Origin of the sequence: Nocardia sp. NPDC004151 (assembly GCF_042874235.1) — a bacterium.
In the GTDB taxonomy this organism is placed as follows: domain Bacteria; phylum Actinomycetota; class Actinomycetes; order Mycobacteriales; family Mycobacteriaceae; genus Nocardia.
This window is the reverse complement of the sequence record NZ_JBIAMR010000017.1, coordinates 99,101-122,772: the sequence shown is the minus strand read 5'-3', so window position 1 is coordinate 122,772 and position 23,672 is coordinate 99,101. Positions and strand designations below refer to the sequence as shown.

Sequence of the window (23,672 nt, the reverse complement as noted above, 5' to 3'; positions counted from 1 at the left end):
AACACTGTTGTCCGATTGGCATTATTAGTCCCATGACATCGCGGACCGGACGCAATATCGAGCCGACGGCTGCCCTCTGGTCGCAGCGGGCCGATCTCGCCGAATCCGCGATTCTGTCCCGTCACCTGCGCAAACTCTGGGGCTGCCCGGGCACGCAGCTCGGGGTGGTGGGCTGGCCCGCCACCAAACGCGAGCGCACCTTCGCGTTCTGGCACTACTGGTGGCAGGCCCACCTGATCGACTGCGCGGTCGACGCCGCCAATCGCGCGCCGACCCCCGGACGACAGCGTCGGCTGTGGTCCATCGCGCACGGCATGCGGCTGCGCAATATCACCGGCTGGACCAACAACTACTACGACGACATGGCCTGGCTGACCATCTCGCTGGAGCGGGCCGAGCGCACCCAGGGCGTCGAAGAGGTCCGGGGCGCGCTGCTGATTCTGGAGAAGACGCTGGTCAACGGGTTCGAGCCGGAGTTCGGCGCGGTGCCGTGGCGGAAGGGCTCGGATTTCTACAACACCCCCGCCAACGGACCGGTCGGGATTGCCATGGCGCGGCTGGGCCGCTACACCCGCGCCCAGGAACTGGCCGACTTCCTCGACGCGAACCTGCGCGACCAGGAGACCGGTCTCATTTTCGATGGCATCCACTTACCGTCCGGCGAGGTGGAGAAGCCCGTCTACAGCTACTGCCAGGGTGTCGCCCTCGGGCTCGAGACCGAACTCGCGGTGCACACCGGCGAACACCGGCACGCCGACCGCGCGGTCCGGCTGATCGACGCCATCGACGAGCACCTGACCGAGGACGGCATCGTGGTCGGTGACGGCGGCGGCGACGGCGGCCTGTTCAACGGCATCCTCATTCGCTACCTCGCGCTGGCCGCGCTCATGCTGCCCGGCGACGAACCCGACCGGGTGACCGCCCGCCGCAAGGCCGCCGCCATCGTCCGCGCCTGCGCGACCGCGGCCTGGGAGCACCGCCTCGATGTCGAGGGCGAACCGCTGTTCGGCGCGGACTGGCGGCAACCCGCCCGGCTGCCCGGCATCGCGGGCGCCGGCGCCTTCGAGGGCGGATCGGTGAGCGCCTCCCAGAGCCCGGAACGCGATCTGTCGGTGCAGCTCTCGGGCTGGAAACTGATGGAGGCCGCGCACACGATCACGGCCGCGGGACTCTAGCGGCGGATCACGCCGGGATCAGGCGTGGTGCTGCCGGGGGAGCGGAATAGTCGCGGGATCGTCGATATCGACGTCGAAATCCTCGGCGGGCCGCGCCATTTCGGCCCGATACTGCCGTACGCCGATCACGGTTCCTAGAACCAACCCGACGACCAGGGTCCCGATGACCGCGGGCATCAGCCAGGAGATGTCCTCGATGAAGCTGCCCGCGTAATAGCTGGCCAGCAGGATCACCGGCGCCCAGATCACCGCCCCGATCGACGAGGCGATGGTGTACTTGCGGTGATCCATCCCGGCCGCGCCCGCGACCAGCGGGCACAGCGTGCGCACCCAGGGAATCCAGCGGGCCACCAGCACCGCCAGGAATCCGTGCTTGTGCAGCAGTTCCGAGACCCGCGCCAGATTGCGGGTGTTGATGTACTTGCCGTTCTTGCGCGCGACCAGGTGATGCCCGGTGCGCTGCCCGAACACGTATCCCACCTGATTGCCCGCGATCGCGGCGATCATGGTGCCCACCGACAGCGCCCACACGTGGCCCTCGCCATTGACCTGGGAGGCCAGCACCACGCCCGCGGTGATGAGCATGGAGTCACCGGGCAGGAACAGTCCGATGATGAGCGCGCACTCCAGGAACACGAACGTGAGGACGATGGTCCACACGAGCACCGGTCCGGCCGTCTCGAGCGGTCCGAACCCGCCGGAGGCGAGGGTTGTCGTTAGCGGGGTGGTCGTCGGCACCGAATGGCTCAGCGGGTCGACTCGTTCGACGAGGTGGCGAGCTCGGCCTGCTCCGGGTGCTGACCGCGGTGCAGCAGATTCTTACCGACCGCGATGATGCCCGGGAGAATGGACACGAACACGATCAGCAGGAAGATCGCCTCGACGTTCTTGCGAATGAATTCGACATTGCCCAGGAAGTACCCGAGCACGGTGACGCCGCCGCCCCACAGGACCGCGCCGATGATGTCGACGGTCGCGAACTTGCGGTAGTCCATCTTCGAGACACCGGCCAGCACCGGCATGAAGGTGCGCACGATGGGCACGAAGCGGGCCAGGATGATGGTCTTGGGGCCGTGCTTCTCGAAGAAGGCGTGCGTCTCGGTGATGTAGCGCTGCTTGAAGAAGCGGGTGTCCTCCTTCTTGAACAGCGCCGGGCCGATGCTTCGCCCGATCCAGTAGCCGCTCTGGTCACCCAGCCAGGCCACGAACGCGGTGGCCGGTACCAGCCACCAGATGTTCATGCCGGCCGGTGGGTGCGCCTGGGCCGCCAGCAGACCGCCAGTGAACAGCAGCGAGTCGCCGGGGAGGATGGGGAACAGCAGGCCGGTCTCGATGAAGACGATGGCCAAGATCGCCGGGAGCACCGCGTGGGACAACCACGTCTCCGTGAGGAGGTGCATGGGGTCCAAGATCGCGGGCAGCGCGGCGTTGGTCGTCACGGCATCGGATACGGCCAGCAAGGTCACGGCCACCACAGTACCGGTACCCCGGACATCACACCGAACGTCGAAGCAACCTCACAAAGTTGTCGAGTATCCGAGGCCCCGGGCCGGGGAAAAAGGCGCTCCCCTATGGTGTGGGCTGACAGAATTTTGTTGTATCGCAGCACACACCCCACGGAGGTCCACGTGCCCATCGCGACTCCGGAGATCTACGCCGAGATGATTGCTCGGGCAAAGCAGAACTCCTTCGCGTTCCCCGCCATCAACTGCACGTCCTCGGAGACGATCAACGCGGCCATCAAGGGCTTCGCGGACGCCGGTTCCGACGGCATCATCCAGTTCTCCACCGGTGGTGCGGAATTCGGTTCCGGCCTGGGCGTGAAGGACATGGTCACCGGCGCGGTCGCGCTCGCGGAGTTCGCGAACGTGGTGGCGGCCAAGTACGACGTCACCATCGCGCTGCACACCGACCACTGCCCGAAGGACAAGCTGGACACCTTCGTGCGCCCGCTGCTGGCCATCTCGGCCGAGCGCGTGAAGAACGGCCTGAACCCGCTGTTCCAGTCGCACATGTGGGACGGTTCCGCGATCCCGATCGACGAGAATCTCGAGATCGCCAAGGAACTGCTGAAGCAGGCGCACGCCGCCAACATCATCCTCGAGGTCGAGATCGGCGTCGTCGGCGGTGAAGAGGACGGTGTCGAGGCCGAGATCAACGAGAAGCTCTACACCTCGCCCGAGGACTTCGAGAAGACCATCGACGCGCTCGGCGCCGGCGAGAACGGCAAGTACCTGCTGGCCGCCACCTTCGGCAACGTGCACGGCGTCTACAAGCCGGGCAACGTGGTGCTCAAGCCCGAGGTGCTGGCCGAGGGCCAGCGCGTGGCGGCCGCCAAGCTGGGCCTGGGCGCGGACGCGCAGCCCTTCGACTTCGTCTTCCACGGCGGTTCGGGCTCGCTGAAGTCGGAGATCGAGGACTCGCTGCGCTTCGGTGTGGTGAAGATGAACGTCGACACCGACACCCAGTACGCCTTCACCCGTCCGGTCGCCGGCCACATGTTCGGCAACTACGACGGCGTCCTGAAGATCGACGGCGAGGTCGGCAACAAGAAGGTCTACGACCCGCGCAGCTACCTCAAGAAGGCCGAGACCTCGATGGCCGCGCGCGTGGTCGAGGCCTGCAACGACCTGAACTCGGCGGGACGCTCGATCAGCGCCAAGTAAGCTCAACGCTCGGGATTCCGCGCAGCGCAGCGGAATCCCGGGCAATTTTCGAGCGGCGGGCGCGCCGCGGTCTCTATCGAGGCAGGTGGCATGACTGTCGATGTACGGGTCCTGGGCCCCGTGCAGCTGTTGGTCGCCGGCCGGTCCATACCGGTCGGCGGTCCCAAGCCCCGCGCACTGCTGGCGGCGCTGGCCGTGAACCGGCGGCGTGCCGTGTCCTCGCAGGCCCTGGCCGACATCGTCTGGAACGATGATCCGCCGGACTCCTATCAGGCCAGTCTCCAGGTGTTCGTCTCGAACATCCGCAAGACGCTGCGCACCGCCGGGATCGACCCGGTGGCGTTGCTGCGCACCGAATCCTCCGGCTACCGCCTCGAAATCGAGGACGACGAGTGCGATCTCGGGCGTTTCGAGACGCTGCGCCGCGAAGGCTCCGAGGCCGCCGCGATCGGCGACCCGGCCAGCGCATCGCGGCTCTTCGGCGAGGCCCTCGCCGAATGGAGCGGGCGCGCGCTGGACGACCTGTCGGGTCTCGGTTTCGCGGAGAGCTTCGCCACCGCCATGGACGAGGAGCGGCTGCTGGTCGCCTCCGCCCGCATCGACTCCGAAATCGCCCTGGGCCGTGCGTCTTCCGTGGTCGGCGAACTGGTGTCGATGACCAACGCCCATCCGCTGCGGGAACCGTTGTGGGCGCAGCTCATCACCGCGCTCTATCTGTCCGGCCGTCAGGCCGACGCGCTCGACGCCTGCCGCCGGGTGCGGACCGTGCTCGCCGACGAGCTCGGCATCGATCCGGGGCCCGCGCTGATCGCGCTGGAACAGAAGGTGCTGCGCCAGGAACCGTTGAGCACCGGGCAGATTCACGAGGTCGAGCGGATGGCGAAGGCCATGACCGAGACCGTCACCGAGATGCCGCGCGCGGTGCGTGCCGGGCAGCTGCGCCTGGCCGACGGACGCGTGGTGCCGATCGGCGCCAATGGTGTGAAGATCGGTCGCATGACCGACAACGATCTGGTGCTCGATGATCCGAAGGCCAGCCGGTACCACGCGCAGATCACGCCGAGCCGGGCCGGGCTGCTGATCAAGGATCTGCACTCCGCCAACGGGATCTACATCAACGAGCAGACCATCGAGTCGGCCGCGGTGCTCGCCGACGGCGATGCCATCCGGATCGGCACGACCGTGATCACCTTCCAGGCCCTGCGCTGATCTGTGGGGTAGGGTCCTTGCCCGGATGATGTCCGGATAACCCTAATGTCGAGAGGGTTGAACGCATGGCCAAGCGGCTCGTGGCGGCTGCGGGAGCGGTGATCTTCGGGGCGGGAGTACTGGTCGGTATGGGCCGACCGGTGGCGTCGGCGGATTCGGAAACCGGTGCGACACCGGCGGTTCCGGGCATCGGCGCCTGCAAGACCGATCCCAGACCCGAACACGAGTCGTTGGTGCCCAAGACCGTCGAGGTGCCGATGGCCTACCCGGTCGTCACGGTCGACACCGGGCCGCTGCCGGAGAACACCAAGCGCGTGACGATGGAACTGCCGCCGGACCCGTGCGTGAACCCGTGCCCGGACCTCACCGACGCACCCGCCGGGCCACCGGGACTCGCCGAACAACTCGGCATCCCGAAACTCATCGTGCGGCCGCAGCCGTTCAATTTCGCACTGCCCAACCCGAATCCGCCCACGCTGCCGCCCGGGCCCGAACCCGCGCATCCGTCCAGCGAGCCCGCCGAGCGCACCCCCGCCCGGCCCACGCCGCAGGTCTCCGACGTGCGCGAGGTGTCCAAACTGACCGGCGCCAACTCGATCAACCGCACCGACAAGCGCTGGCAGGTGCAGGGCACCGACCTCGGCATCATGTGGCAGAGCGCGCCCGACGAGATCGCCATCGCCTTCGGCGACACCGTCGGCCGCGACTTCCATCCGCCCGGCGGCATGGGTGAGGACTGGCGCTCGAACCTGCTGGCGTTCAGCAAGAATCGCGACCTCGCCAATGGCGTCGTCTTCGACCGCATGGTCACCGACGACCGCTGCCACGCCGTGGAACTGCTGAGCAGCCGCAAGCTGGACAATATCGAGATCACCACCATCCCCACCTCGGGGTTCGCGCTCGGCGACCGGCAGTACATGAGTTACATGTCGATCCGCACCTGGAACAGCCTGCCGGGCACCTGGTTCACCAACTACGGCGGGCTCGCCTACTCCGACGACCACGGCGAACATTGGACCAAGGACCCGTACGCCAAGTGGGAGAACATCTTCGGCGTCTCCAGCTTCCAGGTCGCGTCCATGGTGCCGCAGGGCGACTGGGTGTACATGTTCGGCATCCCGAACACCCGGTTGGGCGGGGTCGGGCTGGCGCGGGCGCCCAAGGAACAGGTGCTCAACCCGACCGCCTACCAGTACTGGCAGAACGGCTCCTGGGGGCCCGCCGTGAACGGAAATGTCAGCGCCACACCGATCGTCGACGCGCCCGCGGGGGAACTGTCGGTCCGCTACGACGAGAACCGCAAGGTGTGGCAGATGAGCTACCTGGACACCGCGAAGGCGGCTCTGGTTGTGCGGGAATCGGATTCACCGCAGGGCGCGTGGTCCGACAGCGCGGTCACGGTCAGCGCGCTGCAATTCCCGGAACTGTACGGCGGTTTCATCCACCCGTGGTCGACCGGTCAGGACCTGTACTTCACCATGTCGACCTGGAACGACTACAACGTCTACCTGATGCACGCCACACTGAACTGAGTGGACGAAAAGAGCGGGCCCGCACGGATTGTGCGGGCCCGCTCTCGTCAGGTTCCGAGGCTCAGCTGAGGCGCACTTCGGCGATGGCGCGACCGAAGAGCTTCTTGCCCTCCGAGGTCGCGCCCAGCACGACGGTGGCAGCACCGGTGGCCGCGTCCACCGACTTCACCTTGCCGGTGAATTCGACGTAGGTCGGGGCGGTCGGCTCGACCGGCACGAAACCGGAGAAGCGGACGCTGAACTTGCCCAGCGCCGACGGGTCGCCCAGCCAGTCCACCAGGTAGCCGGCGGTCAGGCCCATGGTGAGCATGCCGTGCGCCACCACGGTCGGCAGGCCGACCAGGGTGGCGGCGGTGTCGCTGAAGTGGATCGGGTTCGGGTCGCCGGAGACGCCGGCGTAGTTGACCAGGTCGCCCCGGGTGACCGGCACCTTCGCGGCGGGCAGTTCGGCGCCCGCGGCCACGCCCGCGGCGGTCGGGACGGTGTTGACCGGCAGCGGCGCGGCGGGGGCGGCGGGCTCGGCCACCTCTTCCGGGGCCAGCAGGATCAGACCGTTCGGGTCGGTGTCGAACTGGCCGGGCTCGACGACATGGCCGTGCATGACCACGCCCGACACCGTCTCGACCGCGACCGGGTCGATCTCGACGCCCTTGCGGGCCACGATGGTGGTGGTGGCGACCAGCACCGGCCGCACGTCGGCATCGGTCAGGGTGACCTTGACGGTAATGAAGTCGTTGTCGCCGAAGCCGCGGATGTTCTCCACCACCACGTCCACGCCCAGCCGGTCCCCGGCCAGGATCGGGCGGTGGTACTCGAAGACCTGGTCGGTCTGGAGGATCTGCGAGACGTCGTACTCGGTGAGCACCGAGCCGATCAGCGAGCGGGTGGTGGCCGCGCCGATCACCGAGGCGAAGGTCGGCGAGGCCAGCAGACCGCCGTAACCGAGCTCGGCGGCGACGGTCTCGCGGTGGTGGGCGGCGTGGTCGTTGCGCACGGCGCGCGCGAATTCGCGGATCTTCTCGCGGCCCACGTCGTAGTGATCGCGCACCCGGAAGTGACGGCCGACCAGTTCGGCGGCGGTGGCCTTGGTCGGTTCCACGATGGTCTCCGCTTCCAGAACCGCCAGGGTCTCTGCCGTATCCGGCACGATGTGCTCAGCCGTATCCGGCATCCGTACTCAGCTCCTGCATTCGTAACTTTATGGACGGTGTACAACACCGCTGAAGTGCCGGAATGCCGAAATGGCCAGCCCAGACAACCCAGACACCCTACCGACGTGCAGGTCTATTGACCAGGTGTATGTGATGTTCATCGCGAGCACGAGCGAGAACGTGTCAGGCCATTTCGCCGAAGCTGTCGATACCGGTTTTCGCGCCGGTCAGTGCGCGTTCTTGGGCTCACACACCTTCCACGAACCACCCTCGTTGCGCAGGTCGAAGGTCCGCGAGGAGAGCTTCGCCGGATCCGCCTCGGTGAACACCGTCGCCTGCGCCAGCGCGGCATCGCCGGTGATCTGGATGGCGTCCACGCTCTTCACCTGCGGGATGCTCTTCTGCTCCTTGGAGGTCTTGTACACGCTCGCGAACTGGTCGGCCGAGATCTTCTGATAGAAGTCGTGCTGCGCACCGCAGGTCACCGTCCGCAGCGTGTCCAGGTTCCCGCTGTCCAGAGCATCGGTGTACGACGTGATCGTCTGCTGCACCAGCGCTTCCGGCGAATTGTCATCGTTGTGCTTCTTCACGCCGAGCACCACGCCGACGATCGCGACCACCGCGACCACCGCCGCGGCCACGCCGATCCATAGCTTCTTCGACCCGCCACCGGACTTCGCGGCGCCGTCGACCGGCTCGGCCGCCGGAACCCGCTGCGGCTGCGCCAGCCCGCCGATCCCGGGCACACCCTGCGATCCGCCGATCCCGGGCTGCGGCGCACCGAGACCCGGCCGGCCACCCGGTCCCTGCGGAGCACCCGAACCCGGCTGCCCCTGCGGCGCATTCGGCCCGTGCGGAGCGTTCGGTCCCTGCGCACCCGGTCCCTGCGGTGCGTTCGGGCCGTTCAGCGACTGGGGTCCCTGCGGCCCACCCGGTCCCTGCGGACCCTTGGGCGCGTTCGGTCCCTGCGGTCCGCGCGGACCCTGCGGCGCACCGGCCCCGACCCGCTGCGGCGACGCGATCCTCGGCCCGCCGATCGGCTGACCCGGCATGGTCGACTGGGTGTCCGCCGGAGACGGCGCGGTCGCGGGCCGGCGCGGGCCCATCGGAGGAGCCATCGGCGGCCGCGGCGGCGACGGCCGCGTCTCCTCGACGGGCGCGTCCGGAGCGGTCCCCTTCGGCCCGATATTCCGCGGCCCCGCGTTCAACCGAGGCGTCTGCGGCGGCTTGCTGACCGCCCGACCCTGCGGCCCCGAAACCCGAATCTTCTCGGTCCCGGTCTCACCCGACACCACCGGCAGCGCCGTCGTGGCGTCATCGGCCGGATTCGGCACCCGCTTGATCACCACGGTCGCCGCGTCCCCGGAGCCCTCGGCCCCGGACCCGCCGTCCTTCGCATCGGCGGGGGTCCCGGAATCACCTGTGCCACCGGACTTCTCACCGGCCGCGGCGGCATCGCCCGACTTCTCGTCGTCATCGGCTGAAGCGGCGGGCATCCCCTGCGTCGGAACATCCTCCGGCGCGGTCTTCCCCGACTTCCCGCCCTTACCGGCAGCTTCGGTCGAGGCCGCAGCAGTCGTGCCCGCGCCCGCGGCGCCGACGGCCGCGCCGCCCGCGACGGTCTTCCCGGAATCGGTGGAGCCGGATTGCCCCTGCTCGCCGCGCTTCCCGGCGCCCGGACCACTCGCACCCTGTGCGGGCCGCTGAATCTTGATCATCTGCGTGGTGGCATCGGCCTGCGCGTCGGCGCCCTGCGCGCCTCCGCCCGCCTTCTCCCCGGCGGGTCGCTGAATCGGAATGAACTGGGTCGGAGCGTCATCGGCGGGCGACGGCGCTCCCGGCCCCTGCCCACGTCCGGCCGGCTGCGCGCCCGCATCGGATTGTCCAGCGCCGCTGGGCTTTCCGCCGGTCGCGGGCTGTCCGTCGGACGCCGCGGCACCCTGGCGTTCCCGGGACTCGGGAGCCTGGGGCTTTTCGTCCGGCCCGGATCGCGCGCCCTCCGAGGGGCGTCCACCCGCGGCGTTCCCGGAACCGGGTGCGGCAGCGCCGGACTGCGCGGACGCGCCCGGCTGTACGCCCGAGTCGCCGGGCGAGGGCTGCCCACTCGGCGTGCTCTGCGGCTTGAACTCACCCGAGCCCTGGCGCGCGGCCGCCGGCTGTCCGCCGGACCCACCCTGCGCTCCGGCAGGGTTGCCCGGTAGTCCACCGGGCGCGCCTTGTGATCCGCCGGATCCGCCCTGCTGTCCGGCAGCTGTGCCCTGAGCTCCAGCTGACGTGCCCTGGGGTCCGGCAGGTTCACCCTGCGGTCCGGCCGGCGTGCCCGGCGTTCCGGCGGGCGGCTGCACTCGGCCCGCGCCGGCCTGGTCGGCGGGAGACTGGCCTCGGTTCGCGGCCGGGGGCTGGACGCGGTTCGCGCCCGGAGTGCCTGCGGGCTTGGAGGTTTCGTAGTGGATGGTGGCGAAACCGGCGGGGCCGGACTTGGCCTGCGGGGTCTTGGGGGCGCCGGGTCGAGGTGCGCCGGTGCGGATTTCCTCGGTGCGCGCGTTGGGGGAGGGGATGGCCTCGGTGGCGGCGGTCGCGGGTGCGGCGTCGGCGGTCGCCGGCGTGCTCGTGCCGTTCGCGGCCGCGGGAGCGGACTGGTCGGCCGGGTTCGCCGGGCGGGCGGGGGTGGCGCTGGTGTCCGTGTCGCCTGCGGCGGGACCCGATGCCTGGTTGGCAGAGCCCTGCTGCTGTTGGTCGTCTTTCGGGTCGGACACGCGCTGCACCCCTCGTATCGGCGGAACTGTGATTCGAAGGTCAGCCTACTGAGCATTCCGGGTACCGGTGCAGAATGATCGGCATGACCTCCTTCGGCGATCTGCTCGGACCGCAGCCGGTCCTCCTTCCGGAAAACATCGACGCGGAGGACGCGCTGCTCCAGAAACAGGACCCGGTGCAGGTCGCCGCGGCCCACCCGACCGCCTCCATCGCCTGGGCCCACCTGGCCGAAGCCGCCCTGGAGCGGGGCGCCGCCGCAGACGGCGACGTCAACCTCGACATCATCTCCGCCTACGCGTTCGCGCGCACCGGCTACCACCGCGGCCTGGACCTGTTGCGCCGCAACGGCTGGAAGGGCTTCGGCCCGGTGCCGTGGAGCCACGAGCCCAACCAGGGCTTCCTGCGCAGCGTGGGCGCGCTCGCCAAGGCCGCCCGGGCCATCGGCGAGACCGACGAGTACGCGCGCTGCCTGGACCTGCTCGAGGACTGCGACCCGCGCGCCGCCGCCGAGCTCGGCCTCGACTGAATTGACCGGTGGCCTGGGCGAAACCATCGACGCCGCCCGCGAGAGCGGCGTCACCCGCATGCGCAAGGCCGCCGGACGGGTCCGCTCGTCACTGTTGCCGATCGTGCAGTGCGCCATCGGCGCGGGCGTGGCCTGGTTCATCGCTCACAATGTGATCGGGCACGAACACCCGTTCTTCGCGCCGATGGCGGCCATGATCTCCATCGGCGTCTCGTTCGGGGCCCGGCTGCGCCGCTCGATCGAGCTCATCGTGGGCGTGGCCGTCGGCATCGGCATCGGGGACCTGTTCGTGTCCCGGGTCGGCACCGGCGGCTGGCAGATCATGCTGCTGGTGGTGCTGGCCATGTGCACCGCAGTCTTCCTCGACGGCGGTCCCGTCATCACCATGCAGGCGGCCAGTTCCGCGGTGCTGGTGGCGACCCTCTACCCGCCCGGCCAGGGCGGCGCGTCGCTGCGCATGATCGACGCCCTGGTGGGCGGACTGGTCGGCATCGTGGTGGTGGCGGCCATTCCGCTGCACCCGGTCCGCCGCGCTCGGGAGCAGGCGGCCGGAATCCTGGAGGTGATGGGCGCCGCCCTCACCGAATGCGCGGACGGCCTGCTCGAACACGACGCCGCCAAGATCAAGGCGGCTCTGGAGGCGGTGCGCGGCACGCAGGGTGCGATCGACTCGCTGCGCAACACTCTCGAGGGCAGTCGGGAGATCATTCGAATCTCCCCGCTGTACTGGAACTCTCGCGCCCGCCTGAGCCGGTTGCGCTACGCCGCCGACCCGCTCGACAATGCGGTCCGCAACACCCGCGTGCTGCTGCGCCGCGCCCTCACCTCGGTCCGCGACGACGAGGTGCTCGACCCGGGCCTCATCGTGGAGGTCGAGAAGCTCGGTCAGGCGGTCGACGTGGTGCGACGCATGATGCTCGCCGACCCGGACGAGAAGCCCGATCCCGCCGAGGCGACCCGCGTGCTGCGGTCGGTCGGCAAGGGCGCGACCAAGGATCTGGTCGACGGTGCGGGCCTGTCCGCGCACGTGGTGTTCGCCCAATTGCGGTCCATCGTGGTGGATCTCATGCAGGTGTGCGGGGTGCGGCGGCTGTCGGCCATGGCACTGCTGCCCCCGACCGTCGCGCACCCCTACGTCACGCCGATCGACTGACTCAGAGCCAGAAGCGCGTCAACCGGCTGCCCATCGACCACCACCAGCCCGGCAGCCCGGACAGCTCGAACAGCGCGTTCACCCCGTCGAAGAACAGCCGGTTCAGCTGCGGCGTGAACAACAGCGCGAACAGGATCAGCAGGCCGTACGGCTTGATCTGATCCAGCGACCGCCGGGTCTGATAGCTCAGCGACGGCTCCAGGATCCCGTACCCGTCGGTGCCGGGAATCGGCAGCAGATTCAGGACGGTCGCCGAAATCTGGAGGAAGGCAAGGAAACTCAGCCCGAACCAGAACGCGGCGTTCGAATGCCGACTACCCCACAGCGACACCATCACCAGCAGCACCACCGCGCACAGCGCGTTCACCGCGGGCCCCGCCCCACTGATCATCCGCTGCGTGCGCGGACTGAAATTGTGCGAGTGCACGTACACCGCGCCACCCGGCAGCGCGAACCCGCCGAGCGCGATGAACACCACCGGCAACCCGATCGACAGCAGCGGATGGCTGTACTTGAGCGGGTTCAGCGTGAGATACCCGCGCATCTCGACTTCCCGGTCCCCGGCTCGCCACGCCACGAACGCGTGCGCGAACTCGTGCAGGCAGACCGTCACGATCCACCCGGCCACCACCAGGATGAAGACTCCGAATTGGGCTTGGCGCGAATCGAGGTCGGCGTTCCAGGCGAGTACCCCGCCCAGTACCGCGACCGCCACCACCGCCAGGAACACCGGGCTGGGCCGGACCGCCCCGGAGGCCCGTCTCACCGCGCGCGCGTCATCCACCTGTCACTCCCAACCGGCCCGGCTCGTTGTCGCCGTGCCGACACCCATTCTGGGGGTGAATCAGCGAACCAGCAGCCAAGGCTCGTGGTGTCGATAGAACGTGGAGCGCTTCACCACCCGATCGGTGGTGATCCCGTCGCGGGTGACCAGCGCGCCCGGGGTGCCGAGCTGCATGGCGCGCCCGGCGACCCAGCGCTTCTTGCGCAGTCCGCGGTGCACGGTGGCGTGCAGGCCCGGCATCTCCAGCATGGGCGAAACATGCAGGGCCGCGACCTTTCCGGTGAACAGCCGGGTGTCGTCGACGTAGGCCTCGCCCTCGAGTTTCGCGCCGCCCTCACCGACGATGGTGGCGCGGCCGATGAGCACCTTGCCGGTGTCGTCGCGGATCAGCGGGGTCTCGACGGCCCGGCCCTCGAGCGCGCGCTTGGCGGCGGCGGATCCGGTGCCGGTCTCGTAGGCGCGGGAGCCGTAGGTGCGGTCGATGGGCACGTAGCCGATCTCCACGCCGAGACGTTCGGTGCGCATGAGATGGGTGAGCACGGCGGCCAGTCCGGCATCCTCACCGAGCACGATGAGGCGCGGCAGACTGTCCGCGGCCATCACCGGCAGCAGCTCGTCCAGGGTCCCGGTATCGGGAATGGCGGCGGTCTGCGTGAGGGACAGAGAAGCGAGCGCGATGGGAACGGGTGCGCCGTCGCAGCGGAGAACATGGGTACTCAACTGCCGAACACCCTCCTCTGGCCTGCCAACACCTATCCGCCTCGCTGCGTCCCGATGGAACCCCCTGCCGGTCCCTCTCCCCGTGCCACCATAGCCCTGTCTCATTTGCCCTGCTGTCCTCAGTGCGTATCCGTTATGTCTGGTTCACACAGGGTCGGGTCGGGTGCATGCAGAGCCGGGGCGTGCACCTGGACGTATGTGGTCATCCAGTAAAGTGTGCCCACGGCCACCGCCTTCTGATGGCGGGTAGCTGCAGCAACATGGGTGCTGCGCGTCGAACCCGTAGGAGACACTCGCATGCCGGCAATCGTGCTGATCGGCGCCCAGTGGGGCGACGAAGGCAAGGGCAAAGCCACCGATCTGCTCGGTGACCGAGTCCAGTGGGTAGTTCGATACCAGGGCGGCAACAACGCGGGGCACACCGTGGTGCTGCCGAACGGTGAGAGCTTCGCGCTGCACCTGATCCCGTCCGGCATTCTCACCCCCGATGTGACCAACGTCATCGGCAACGGCGTGGTCGTGGATCCGGGCGTGCTGCTGGCCGAACTCGCCGGTCTCGAAGAGCGCGGCGTGGACACCTCCCGCCTGCTGCTCTCGGCCGACGCGCACCTGATCATGCCGTACCACGTGGCCATCGATAAGGTCACCGAACGCTTCCTCGGCAACAAGAAGATCGGCACCACCGGCCGCGGCATCGGCCCCTGCTACCAGGACAAGGTCGCCCGCGTCGGCGTCCGCGTGGCCGACGTGCTGGACGAGAAGATCCTCACCCAGAAGGTCGAGGCCGCACTGGAATTCAAGAACCAGGTACTGGTCAAGATCTACAACCGCCGCGCGCTGGACCCGCAGCAGGTGGTGGACGAGGTGCTGGAGAAGGCCGAGGGCTTCAAGCACCGCATCGCCGACTCCCGCCTGCTGCTCAACGAGGCGCTGGAGCGCGACGAGATCGTGCTGCTGGAGGGCTCGCAGGGCACGCTGCTCGACGTCGACCACGGCACCTACCCCTACGTGACCTCGTCCAACCCGACCGCGGGCGGCGCGGCCGTGGGTGCGGGCGTCGGCCCCAACAAGATCACCACGGTGCTCGGCATCCTGAAGGCGTACACCACCCGCGTCGGCTCCGGCCCGTTCCCGACCGAACTCTTCGACGAATCCGGCACCTACCTGGCCAAGACCGGCGGCGAGGTCGGCGTCACCACCGGCCGCGCCCGCCGCACCGGCTGGTTCGACGCCGTGATCGCCCGCTACGCCACCCGCGTCAACGGCATCACCGACTACTTCCTCACCAAGCTGGACGTGCTCTCCAGCCTGGACACCGTCCCGATCTGCGTCGCCTACGAGATCGACGGCGAGCGCGTCGAGCAGATGCCCACCACCCAGACCGACTTCCACCACGCCAAGCCCATCTACGAGGAGATGCCCGGCTGGTGGGAGGACATCTCCGGCTGCCGCACCTTCGAGGAGCTCCCGGCCAACGCCCAGGCGTACGTGCAGCGCCTGGAAGAGCTGTCCGGCGCGCGGGTCTCGTGCATCGGCGTCGGCCCGGGCCGCGATCAGACCATCGTCCGCCACGACATCCTGGGCTGACACGCCCGAGCCGTGAAGCGACTTCGCCCCCGCCGCATCGAATGCGGCGGGGGCGAAGTGTTTCCGGCGGTATCAGTAGGTGATGAGGGGAGCCAGCGGGTCGGCCGCGTGCGGGGTGAGGCCCTGATACGCCGCGGCGATCGACTTCACCGCGACGCGGATATCGGCCTCCTCGTGGGTGAAGGGGAGGCGGATGAACCGCTCGAACGCGCCCTGGACGCCGAAACGTGGTCCGGCGGCGAGCAATACGCCGTGATTGGGGGCGGTGGCGGCGAGCGCCGTCGAGACCGGAGCGGGGAGCTGAGCCCACAGGGACATGCCGCCCGCGCCGGGGGTGACCCGCCAATCGGGGAGTTCCTCGGCGAGGGTTTCCAGCAGGACCGCGCGGCGGGAGCGGAGTTGCGCCCGGCGGGTGGTGAGGATCTCGTCCTCGTTGCGGAGCAGATGGACGGTGGCCAGTTGGTCCATCACCGGGGTGCCGAGGTCGACGGTGGAGCGGGTGCCCAGCAGTTTGGTGATCAACGGCTGATTGGCGCGGACCCAGCCCACCCGCAGACCGCCCCAGAACGACTTCGAGGCCGAACCGATGGTGACGATCTCCGAGCCGCGGGCGAAAGCCGCCGCGGGCGGCGGGGATTCGATATCGGAGAGATTCAGGTCGCCCATCGACTCGTCGACGATCACCGTCATCCGGGTCTCGCGGGCGATGGCGGCCAGTTCGGCGCGGCCCTCCGCGTCCAGCAGATGCCCGGTGGGGTTGTTGAAGTCGGGGATCAGGTACGCCATGCTGGCGGCGGTTTGCCGTGCGGCACTGCGGATTCCGTCCAGATCCCAGCCGTCCGGGCGCATCGGCACCGGCACCGGGCGCGCGCCCACATCGCGAATCGCCTCGATGGCGTTCGGGTAGGTGGGGTGCTCGATCAGGACCCGCTCGGCCGGGGTGGTGAGCACATTGAGCAGCAGGCGCAGGCCGTGCTGCGCGCCCAGGGTGATGAGGATCTGGTCCGGTTCGGTGGGCAGGCCGCGTTCGGTGTAGCGGCGGGCCAGCGCCTCGCGCAGCATGAGCACGCCCACCGGGTCCATGCCGTGCGTACCCAGATAGGTCGGAAGACCTTGCAGGGCAAAGGAGTACGCCTCGGTCATCTGCGGCGGGGCGGCCATGGACGCATAGGTCATGTCGATGGTCGGCAGTTCCGGCTGCGCCATCATGGCCAGGATGCTGCGGGCCGGCTTCGCGCCGTCGTGGACCACGGTCGGCGGCAACGCCACCGTGCTGCGCGAACCCTGACGGCTGATCAGGTAACCGTGTTCGCGCAGTAGCGAATACGCGGAGGTGACGGTGGTGCGGCTGACCGCGAGGCTGGTGGACAGGTCGCGTTCGCTGGGCAGGGCCACGCCCAGCGGGGCGCGGCCGTCGTGGATGAGCAGGCGGATGCTCTCGGCCAGGGCCACGTACGCGGGCCGCGTGGACCGCTTGCCGTTGTCGGCGGCCGCGCCCGATTCGTCGTTACGCCACCGGCCCAGGTCGCGTGTGAGGCTGGCCGCGCCGATCACTCGTGTCGCCATACAGGCCAGTATCCAGGCACTGGATATTTTCTTCAAGTCCAGGGCGGGTCCACCATGGGGGCATGGTCGCACTACTCGGTTCCCTCGTGATTGTCGCCGCGTTCGCCGGTCTCGTGTACCGGTTCGCGCCCGCACCCGGCGAGCGCTGGGGTGTGCTGCTGGAGCGGTATCGCCCGCATGCCCCCATGTCGGACTGGTCGGTCGGCGAATATGAAGCGGCCCGCCAGTATTCGGACCTCGCCGCCATCGCCTCGCTGCGTCCCGACGTGCCCTCGGAGCCCGCGCGCCGGAAGGCGGGCCGCGGCGCCCCGGCCGCGGCGGCCCTCTCCACCATTCCCTGCCGCAATGAGTCAGTCCAGTTCTAGCAAACTGGCCTTGAATCTGCGTTCTGTCGGTGCCAGCGTGCACACTGGCCTTATGTCCGCCCCGGTCCGCCCCCAGGCGTCGGCGGCGCTCTTCGATACCGCGATCGGCGTCTGCGCCATCGCGTGGAGCGCCACCGGCGTCCTGCGTTTCGCCCTCCCCGACCGCGACCCGGCGGCCACCCGCACCCACATCCTGCGCCGCCACCGCCGCGCCGACCTCCACGAGGCCGCCCCCACCCCCGAGATGGCCGAGGCCATCGCCCGCATCCAGGCCCACCTGACCGGCGACCTCGACGACCTCCGCTGGATTCCCGTGGACCCCACCCTCTTCAACGACTTCGACCGAGCCGTCTACGAGGTCACCCGCGCCATCGACCCCGGGCACACCCTCAACTACGGCGCGGTCGCCAACCGCATCGGCGCCCCCGGCGGCGCCCAGGCCGTAGGCCAATCCCTCGGCCGCAACCCCATCCCGCTGATCATCCCCTGCCACCGAGTCCTCGCCGCCGACCACGCCCTCCACGGCTTCTCCGCCCCCGGCGGCCTCACCACCAAACAGCGCCTCCTCGAAATAGAGCGCACCCCCGGCTTCGGCGAACCCACCCTCTTCTGACCCTGCTCACCCGAACAACGACAACGCCCACACCGACCAGACCGGTGCGGGCGTCGCCACGAAATCCGCTGTCAGTCCCGAGTTCTCATGACGTGATTCCAGCCGAGCTACGGGCGGATGAGAGCCTCCACGTCCAAGTCCGGGAGCTGGTTGCGTGTGCAGAACACCCACACGTCGGCGCCGGGGGTGAAGGTCATCCGCGCCGTGCCCCGGTCCCTGCACGAGACCGATCGGCGGCGCGCCGTTGACGTTACGGCGGCTGCAGACTCCAGCCACCGCAGTTCCACCACTCGCCGGGTGCGGTATCCGCCCGGATCACGCCGCCCGGCTCGGTCGTGATGACCGGCGCCATGGCCGAGGCCGAATCAGAGGGCACTGCCCAGGAAGCCGCCGATGGCAGCGCCACCCGTGCCGCCGACGGCGGCACCGAGGGTGGCAGCGGGAAGGCCCACGGCCGCGGCGCCGGCCGCCGCGCCGATACCGCCACCGATGAGCGCGCCACCGACCATGCCGCCGGGTACATCGATCGGAGCGAGTCCCGGCATGACCACTGCGGCGGCGGATCCGAGGCCGAATCCGATCGCGGTGCCGATGGCCGCACCGGCCGTTCCGCCCATGGCCGCACCGACCAGGGCGGCGGGGACTCCCGCGCCCACAGCTCCCGCGCCCGCTCCGATGGCGGCTCCGCCCAGGGTGCCCGCGGCGATCTTGTCGGAGCGGGTCGGGCTGACGCCGATGGAGTTGAGGCCGGTGGCGAGGCTCGCTTCGGCTTCGGCGGCGACGCCGTTGACACCGTCGAGGACGGTGCCGGGGAGTTCGTCCGGGGCGAGGGTGGTGAAGTCGCCGATACGGACGGTGCGCGGGGGCGGGGCGATGGGGAGGACCGGCGTGACGACGGTGGGGGCGTGCAGGGATTGGACGTCCAGGGCCGGGGCCGCGTCCCGGGTGTTGGGGACGGGGCGGAAGTTGGCGGGGACCGGGTAGTCCGCGAGCTGGGACGGTGGCTGCGGCGACGCGGGCCGGGGGCGCGGGATGGTGACGCCGGGCTGCACGGTCGTCACGCGGACGGGGTGGTCCTGGTCGCCGGTGGGGAGCGCTACGCCCGGCTGGGCGGCGGCGGTGCGGAGTGAGGGGAGGATGCCGGAGCCGGTGGCGTCGATGCCCTGCGAGTCCGGGTCGGCGGTTCCGGGCCGGGCGGTGTTGTGCGGGGAGCTGTTGCCGCCGGGTGTGCCGGTGCCGCCCGTCAGGGGCATGGAAGCCTGGGTGGCGGTGCCGTCGGCCACCTGGGCCGGTTCACCGGCGTTCGAGCAGGCCACGGCAAGTGCCAGCGGAATGGCCCCGACCACGAGCGCGCGCCGGGCGACGCTGCTGTTCATTTCACGATTTCGTCCACGCACGCGAAACACCAACTTTCCGAACGTATTTCGTTTCACCGGTCCGGCGGACCGTCCATCGATGCCGGTGATTCGCGACCGCCGCTGCCGGAGCGTTGCCGCCGGTCCGGTGTGACCGCGTTGACGCACGTCACAGCACCGGATCGGGGGTGCGAAGTTTTCCGGCCCTCAGGTTGTGACCCTCATCGGGTTCACGCTGCGCGGAAAGGTGACTGATGGAGAGCTGTTGGCTCCAGCCTCAATTGCCGACCCGGTGACATGACCGTGGGTGGCGGGAGGTATCGCATATTTTGCTGGTAAGCGGTGCGAACAACCCGACGTCGGGTCAGTTCACGGTGCTGCCGGACGATGTCCCGCCCCGCATGAGATCGGCCAGCGCCTCGCGATCGGTGACATCGAGCTTGATGCACGCCCGGTACAGATGCCCCTCGACCGTGCGCACCGAGACGGTCAGCCGATCCGCGATCTGCCGGTTCGACAGCCCGGCCGCGACCAGATTCGCGATCTCCCGTTCCCGCGCGGTGAGCGGTAACGGCTGTGCGGACTGCCGCAGCGCCGGGGTGGAGGCTCCGCCGCAGGCGGCGGCGAGCCGGTTGGCGGTGGCCGCGGATTCCAGCAGGCGGCGGCGATCCCCGGCCCGCTCGTGCGCGGACGCGGCCTGCGCGGCGGCGTCGGCGGCCGACAGCATCGCCCCGATGGACTCGAATTCCGCTGCGGCGGTGTCCAATCCGGGCCCGTCGTGGGCGGCGACCGCGACCGCGTGCCGGGCCTGCACCTGCACCAGCCGCCCGTCGATGCGCGCCGCCAGATCGGCGAGCCGGCCTGCCACCGTGGCATCGCCGAAGCGGGCGGCGGTGTGCAGCGCCATCGCTTCGACAGCATGCTGATGCGATCGCGCGGCCAGGTCGGCGGCGCCGATGGCGAGCCGGACCGCGGGCGTCGCGGTGCCTTCGGCGGCGGCCTGCATCGCGCGCGCCAAATCCAGCATCGCCTCGTACACCGCGCTGTGCCGCCCGCCCCGGAAGGACGCCGCCGCAATGGCTTCCGCGGCGTCGGCGGAGCGCCCGAGCGCCGAATAGGCCTCCGCGAGGCGCAGTTGGGCCGGGAACATCCAGGCCGCCGCGCCCTCGGTGGTGAGCGCGGCGAGCGCCTGCTCGAGATTGTCGATGCCCTGGGGGAACTTGCCCTGCGCCACATCCACGGTGCCCTGCAGGATCTTGGCCAGGCCCCAGGCCAGGTATTGCCCGGCGGAGGAGAACGGGTAGGGCCGGTTGGCGCACCCCCGTGCGGCTTCGAGTTCGCCGGTGAAGGTGAGCGCCAGGACTTCCGCGTGCGTGAACATGAACCGGTTCAGGCCGTCGATGTGCGGTTCCACGGCGTGCCCGCGGGCGGCGTACTGCCGGGCCGCCTCGCCGCGCCCCATGAGCGCCAGCGCGAGCCCGCCGCCGAACGCGGCCCAGTACACCGCCCAGGGCGGCGCCTCGGGCGTGGACATGACCGATTCGGCGAGGGTGAACGCCTCCTCGATGCGGTTCTCGTTGACCGCGCACGCGGAGGCCAGGCCGTCCAGCGCCGCAATGATTTTCGGGTGGCTGACCCGTTTGCGCACCGAGGCCAGCACCTCGTCGGCGCGGTCGGCGTCGCCCATGGACCACAGCAGATTCGCGACCCGGGTGCTGCCCCAGCGCGCCAGCTGGACCTCGGTGAGCTGGTCGGGGTCGAATCCGGCGAGGGTGCGTTCGGCCTCGATGCGATGCCCCTGCCAGAGCAGGGCGCGGGCGAGCAGATCGGCGGCCTCGACGCCGCCCTGTCGTTCCACCGCGGCGCGCGCGAACCGTTCTCCCAGTGACAGATTCGCCAGGCTGATGGCGTCGGCGGCCGCGGCCTGGAACAGCTCCAGGTCCGCGGATTTGTCGCTGTCCAAGGCCAATTCGGCGAGCCGGATGCGTTCGGAGGCGGAGTTGACGGGCCGGTCCTTGAGCGAGGAGTACAGCCGCCCGCGCAGCCGCCGCGCCGACGCGATGCCCAGTCGCCGCCGGATCACCTCGCCGAACAGCGGATGGTTGTAGCGCACCAGCAGCTGGTGCTCGTTCTCGACAATTCTGATGAGCCCGCGGGTTTCGGCCGATTCGACGGCTTCCTCGCCCGCGATCTCGGATAACACGTCCAGGTCGATGGGCTCGCAGAAGGTGAGCAGTTCCAGCACCCGCAGCACCGATTCGGGCAGCTGTTCCACCCGATCCTCCAGCAGCGCCGCCAGTTCCGAGGTGACCGCGGCCCGCCCGCGCAGCTGCCACACCCCGTTGACCTGTCGCAGCGTGCCCGCCTCGAGCGCGCCGTCGACGAGGTGGCGCAGGAAAAGCGCGTTGCCGCCGGAGGATTCCCACATCAGGTTGGCGGTGAAGCCCTCCAGCTGCCCGCCCAGCATGGATTCCACGAGTTCGACGCTCTGCCGCTGGGTGAACGGCTTGAGGTCGATGCGCAGCAGATGGCCGTCCTTCCACAGCGAGGTGATGGCGTCGGGCACCTGCACCCCGCTGCGCACGGTGGCCACGATGTGGGCGGCCTTGTCGATGGCCAGCTGCAGCAGCAGGGTGGCGGAGAGCTGGTCGAGCAGATGGGCGTCGTCGACGCCGATGATGGTGTGCCCGTCGGAGAGCAGCGCTTCGCGGGCGGCGGCCATGAAGGTCACCGGGTCGTGGGCGGTGTACACCCCCACCATGTGCGCGAAGACCCCGAGCGGAATGCTGCGGGCGGACTCGGTGCCGGCCACCCAGCGGACATTTCCCGCGGAGGCGGTGGCCATTCGCGCCAGCGTGGTTTTCCCGACCCCCGCGTCACCCGTGAGCACCACACCGACGAAGTCGCCGCCGGTGAGCGCCGACCTGATCGATTCGAGCTCGTTCTCCCGTTCGACCATCGGCCAATTCCGAGCCATAGGTCAACTGTAGTTCTCCGGGCCCGCCCCGGCGGTCGGAACGCGGGCCTGCGAGCTGCGGTTTTTATTCGTTGACCAGCCGCAATCCGGGGGTTCGGGCGTGTCGCCGGTCGACCAGCCAGATCATGACCGTCTGGTCTGCGGCCGGATCCAGGGTCTCCACTTCGACCTCCACCTCGCCGCGCAGCGGGTGTTGCAGGCGCACCACGACGGAACGGAAGTCGGTGAGCCGGTGCTCGCGCCAGCGCCGCTCGAATTCGGGATTGCGGCTCAGGGTCTCGATGGTCCCGGCGACCGACGGGTCGTCGGGGAACCGGGTGGCGGCGGCCCGCAGCGCCGAGGTGGCCATGTCGGCGACGTCGGGCCAGTTCAGGAAGGTTTTCCGGGCGGCCGGATGGTCGAAGACGTAGATCGCGAAGTTGCTGTGCGCCTCGGTGTCGAACATGCCGAGCGGTTCGGCGAAGTCGCGGAAGGACGGGTTCCAGGACAGCAGGTTCAGCCAGCGGCCGAGCACGAAGGCGGGCGTGGGCTGCAGGGCGTCGATGACGGCCTGGATGGTGTCGGAGACCTGTTCGCGGGCCTGTCCGGCGGCCGGGCAGGAGGTCTTCTGTTCCAGGCTCAGGGCCAGCTTGCCGAAGTGGTGCTTCTCGACTTCGTTGAGCCGCAAGGCATCCGCGAGCGCGGCGAGCACGGCGGTGGAGGGGTTGGTGTCGCGTCCCTGTTCCAGCCGGGCCAGGTAGTCTGCGCTGACTCCGGCGAGCGCGGCCACCTCCTCGCGGCGCAGGCCGGGTGTGCGCCGGCGGCGGCCGCTGGGCAGGCCGACGTCCTCGGGCTGCAGCTGGGCGCGTCGGGCGATCAGGAACTCGGCGAATTCGGAACGGGACACCCTTCCATACTGCCTGGTCCGTGTTCCGTTATCCCCGCCCTGCCAGTCCCCGGATAACCACGGTGTGGATAAACGGACCGGAGTCCACTTACGGTAGGTGACATGACGACTTCCGAGCAGACCACCCTCGCCCCCGGCTCCTGGACCCTGGACGCCGCCCACTCCTCGGTCAACTTCACCGTGAAGCACCTGGGCATCTCCAAGGTCCGCGGCCGCTTCAACCGCTTCGAGACCGGCTTCGTGGTCAACGAGGCCGGCGAGGCCGCCATCGAGGCCACCATCTACTTCGACTCCTTCGACACCGGCAACGAGATGCGCGACGGCCACGTCCGCAGCGCCGACATCCTGGATGTCGCCAACCGCCCGCACCTGACCTTCCGCATCCCGGAGCCGATCGCCCTCTCCGAGGAGTTCGAGGTCACCGGTGAGGCCACCATCGGCGGCATCACCAAGCCGGTCACCCTCGCGGTCGAGTGGGGCGGCGTGCAGGTCTTCCCGCAGGACAACAAGGAGCACGCGGGCTTCAACGCCACCGGCTCCATCAAGCGCAGCGATTTCGACGTCGCGCCGGGCATGCCGAACGCCATGCTGAGCGACAAGATCGCCATCGAGCTGGACATCCAGCTGGTCGCCCCGTAATTCCCGAGCGA

The 23,672-nt window shown here is 69.5% G+C and carries 20 protein-coding genes; 10 read left to right on the top strand and 10 right to left on the bottom strand.

Annotation, left to right across the window (positions count from 1 at the left end):
- Positions 1 to 32: 32 nt before the first annotated feature.
- Positions 33 to 1,175, top strand: a complete 1,143-nt coding sequence (locus tag ACFYTS_RS30285; RefSeq protein ID WP_387308953.1) for a glycoside hydrolase family 76 protein — start codon at positions 33 to 35, stop codon at positions 1,173 to 1,175.
- An 18-nt stretch (positions 1,176 to 1,193) separates the two neighbouring features.
- Here the strand turns inward: ACFYTS_RS30285 and ACFYTS_RS30280 are convergent, their stop codons facing one another.
- Together ACFYTS_RS30280 and ACFYTS_RS30275 are read right to left on the bottom strand one after the other, a co-directional pair.
- Positions 1,194 to 1,913 (bottom strand): DedA family protein, encoded by a 720-nt coding sequence (locus ACFYTS_RS30280; protein ID WP_357284864.1) that lies wholly within the window; start codon positions 1,911 to 1,913, stop codon positions 1,194 to 1,196.
- An 8-nt stretch (positions 1,914 to 1,921) separates the two neighbouring features.
- Positions 1,922 to 2,575, bottom strand: coding sequence for a VTT domain-containing protein (locus tag ACFYTS_RS30275; protein ID WP_357284985.1), 654 nt, complete (start codon positions 2,573 to 2,575; stop codon positions 1,922 to 1,924).
- Between the two features lie 228 nt (positions 2,576 to 2,803).
- On the opposite strand from ACFYTS_RS30275, the gene fbaA reads away from it, so the two are divergent.
- From fbaA to ACFYTS_RS30260, 3 genes are all read left to right on the top strand, one after another.
- Positions 2,804 to 3,841 (top strand): class II fructose-bisphosphate aldolase, encoded by a 1,038-nt coding sequence (gene fbaA / locus ACFYTS_RS30270; RefSeq protein WP_357284861.1) that lies wholly within the window; start codon positions 2,804 to 2,806, stop codon positions 3,839 to 3,841.
- Positions 3,842 to 3,931: 90 nt separating this feature from the next.
- Entirely contained in the window at positions 3,932 to 5,050 is a 1,119-nt protein-coding gene (locus ACFYTS_RS30265; protein ID WP_387308952.1) for a BTAD domain-containing putative transcriptional regulator, read from the top strand.
- A 65-nt stretch (positions 5,051 to 5,115) separates the two neighbouring features.
- Positions 5,116 to 6,582 carry a DUF4185 domain-containing protein gene (locus ACFYTS_RS30260; protein ID WP_387308951.1) on the top strand — a complete coding sequence of 489 codons (1,467 nt, stop codon included), beginning with the start codon at positions 5,116 to 5,118 and terminating at the stop codon, positions 6,580 to 6,582.
- Positions 6,583 to 6,643: 61 nt separating this feature from the next.
- On the opposite strand, the gene ACFYTS_RS30255 is transcribed toward ACFYTS_RS30260, so the two are convergent.
- Complete coding sequence (locus ACFYTS_RS30255) at positions 6,644 to 7,753, bottom strand: fused (3R)-hydroxyacyl-ACP dehydratase subunits HadA/HadB (RefSeq protein ID WP_387308950.1); 1,110 nt, start codon at positions 7,751 to 7,753, stop codon at positions 6,644 to 6,646.
- Between the two features lie 207 nt (positions 7,754 to 7,960).
- Positions 7,961 to 10,489: a hypothetical protein gene (locus ACFYTS_RS30250; protein ID WP_387308949.1), complete on the bottom strand. Its 2,529-nt coding sequence runs from the start codon at positions 10,487 to 10,489 to the stop codon at positions 7,961 to 7,963.
- An 83-nt stretch (positions 10,490 to 10,572) separates the two neighbouring features.
- Here ACFYTS_RS30250 and ACFYTS_RS30245 point away from each other — a divergent pair, with 83 nt between their 5' ends.
- Positions 10,573 to 11,016, top strand: coding sequence for a DUF3151 domain-containing protein (locus ACFYTS_RS30245; protein WP_357284848.1), 444 nt, complete (start codon positions 10,573 to 10,575; stop codon positions 11,014 to 11,016).
- A gap of 58 nt (positions 11,017 to 11,074) precedes the next feature.
- The gene (locus ACFYTS_RS30240) at positions 11,075 to 12,169 is read left to right on the top strand and encodes an FUSC family protein (protein WP_357284982.1); all 1,095 of its coding nucleotides are present in this window, start codon (positions 11,075 to 11,077) and stop codon (positions 12,167 to 12,169) included.
- Position 12,170: 1 nt separating this feature from the next.
- Here the strand turns inward: ACFYTS_RS30240 and ACFYTS_RS30235 are convergent, their stop codons facing one another.
- Both ACFYTS_RS30235 and ACFYTS_RS30230 read right to left on the bottom strand, forming a co-directional pair.
- The gene (locus tag ACFYTS_RS30235; RefSeq protein WP_357284845.1) at positions 12,171 to 12,953 is read right to left on the bottom strand and encodes a site-2 protease family protein; all 783 of its coding nucleotides are present in this window, start codon (positions 12,951 to 12,953) and stop codon (positions 12,171 to 12,173) included.
- Positions 12,954 to 13,013: 60 nt separating this feature from the next.
- Positions 13,014 to 13,673: a hypothetical protein gene (locus ACFYTS_RS30230; protein WP_357284843.1), complete on the bottom strand. Its 660-nt coding sequence runs from the start codon at positions 13,671 to 13,673 to the stop codon at positions 13,014 to 13,016.
- 297 nt (positions 13,674 to 13,970) lie between these two features.
- On the opposite strand from ACFYTS_RS30230, the gene ACFYTS_RS30225 reads away from it, so the two are divergent.
- Complete coding sequence (locus tag ACFYTS_RS30225) at positions 13,971 to 15,260, top strand: adenylosuccinate synthase (protein WP_357284840.1); 1,290 nt, start codon at positions 13,971 to 13,973, stop codon at positions 15,258 to 15,260.
- A gap of 72 nt (positions 15,261 to 15,332) precedes the next feature.
- Here the strand turns inward: ACFYTS_RS30225 and ACFYTS_RS30220 are convergent, their stop codons facing one another.
- Positions 15,333 to 16,826, bottom strand: a complete 1,494-nt coding sequence (locus tag ACFYTS_RS30220; protein WP_357284837.1) for a PLP-dependent aminotransferase family protein — start codon at positions 16,824 to 16,826, stop codon at positions 15,333 to 15,335.
- A 62-nt stretch (positions 16,827 to 16,888) separates the two neighbouring features.
- On the opposite strand from ACFYTS_RS30220, the gene ACFYTS_RS30215 reads away from it, so the two are divergent.
- Together ACFYTS_RS30215 and ACFYTS_RS30210 are read left to right on the top strand one after the other, a co-directional pair.
- Entirely contained in the window at positions 16,889 to 17,191 is a 303-nt protein-coding gene (locus tag ACFYTS_RS30215) for a hypothetical protein (RefSeq protein WP_387308948.1), read from the top strand.
- Between the two features lie 52 nt (positions 17,192 to 17,243).
- Positions 17,244 to 17,804 carry a methylated-DNA--[protein]-cysteine S-methyltransferase gene (locus ACFYTS_RS30210; RefSeq protein ID WP_357284831.1) on the top strand — a complete coding sequence of 187 codons (561 nt, stop codon included), beginning with the start codon at positions 17,244 to 17,246 and terminating at the stop codon, positions 17,802 to 17,804.
- Positions 17,805 to 18,169: 365 nt separating this feature from the next.
- Here the strand turns inward: ACFYTS_RS30210 and ACFYTS_RS30205 are convergent, their stop codons facing one another.
- From ACFYTS_RS30205 to ACFYTS_RS30195, 3 genes are all read right to left on the bottom strand, one after another.
- Complete coding sequence (locus ACFYTS_RS30205) at positions 18,170 to 19,180, bottom strand: hypothetical protein (RefSeq protein ID WP_387308947.1); 1,011 nt, start codon at positions 19,178 to 19,180, stop codon at positions 18,170 to 18,172.
- Between the two features lie 343 nt (positions 19,181 to 19,523).
- A complete protein-coding gene (locus tag ACFYTS_RS30200) occupies positions 19,524 to 22,136 on the bottom strand; it encodes a LuxR C-terminal-related transcriptional regulator (RefSeq protein WP_387308946.1) in 2,613 nt (870 codons plus the stop codon).
- A 64-nt stretch (positions 22,137 to 22,200) separates the two neighbouring features.
- Complete coding sequence (locus ACFYTS_RS30195) at positions 22,201 to 23,022, bottom strand: helix-turn-helix domain-containing protein (RefSeq protein ID WP_357284824.1); 822 nt, start codon at positions 23,020 to 23,022, stop codon at positions 22,201 to 22,203.
- Between the two features lie 102 nt (positions 23,023 to 23,124).
- Here ACFYTS_RS30195 and ACFYTS_RS30190 point away from each other — a divergent pair, with 102 nt between their 5' ends.
- Positions 23,125 to 23,661: a YceI family protein gene (locus ACFYTS_RS30190; RefSeq protein WP_379274717.1), complete on the top strand. Its 537-nt coding sequence runs from the start codon at positions 23,125 to 23,127 to the stop codon at positions 23,659 to 23,661.
- The last annotated feature ends 11 nt before the right edge of the window (positions 23,662 to 23,672 follow it).

Coding starts and splice junctions, on each gene's coding strand:
- ACFYTS_RS30285 (WP_387308953.1), top strand. CDS start 33: ATGACATCGCGGACCGGACGCAATATCGAGCCGACGGCTGCCCTCTGG.
- ACFYTS_RS30275 (WP_357284985.1), bottom strand. CDS start 2,575: ATGCACCTCCTCACGGAGACGTGGTTGTCCCACGCGGTGCTCCCGGCG.
- ACFYTS_RS30265 (WP_387308952.1), top strand. CDS start 3,932: ATGACTGTCGATGTACGGGTCCTGGGCCCCGTGCAGCTGTTGGTCGCC.
- ACFYTS_RS30260 (WP_387308951.1), top strand. CDS start 5,116: ATGGCCAAGCGGCTCGTGGCGGCTGCGGGAGCGGTGATCTTCGGGGCG.
- ACFYTS_RS30255 (WP_387308950.1), bottom strand. CDS start 7,753: ATGCCGGATACGGCTGAGCACATCGTGCCGGATACGGCAGAGACCCTG.
- ACFYTS_RS30245 (WP_357284848.1), top strand. CDS start 10,573: ATGACCTCCTTCGGCGATCTGCTCGGACCGCAGCCGGTCCTCCTTCCG.
- ACFYTS_RS30240 (WP_357284982.1), top strand. CDS start 11,075: ATGCGCAAGGCCGCCGGACGGGTCCGCTCGTCACTGTTGCCGATCGTG.
- ACFYTS_RS30225 (WP_357284840.1), top strand. CDS start 13,971: ATGCCGGCAATCGTGCTGATCGGCGCCCAGTGGGGCGACGAAGGCAAG.
- ACFYTS_RS30220 (WP_357284837.1), bottom strand. CDS start 16,826: ATGGCGACACGAGTGATCGGCGCGGCCAGCCTCACACGCGACCTGGGC.
- ACFYTS_RS30215 (WP_387308948.1), top strand. CDS start 16,889: ATGGTCGCACTACTCGGTTCCCTCGTGATTGTCGCCGCGTTCGCCGGT.
- ACFYTS_RS30210 (WP_357284831.1), top strand. CDS start 17,244: ATGTCCGCCCCGGTCCGCCCCCAGGCGTCGGCGGCGCTCTTCGATACC.
- ACFYTS_RS30205 (WP_387308947.1), bottom strand. CDS start 19,180: ATGAACAGCAGCGTCGCCCGGCGCGCGCTCGTGGTCGGGGCCATTCCG.
- ACFYTS_RS30200 (WP_387308946.1), bottom strand. CDS start 22,136: ATGGCTCGGAATTGGCCGATGGTCGAACGGGAGAACGAGCTCGAATCG.
- ACFYTS_RS30190 (WP_379274717.1), top strand. CDS start 23,125: ATGACGACTTCCGAGCAGACCACCCTCGCCCCCGGCTCCTGGACCCTG.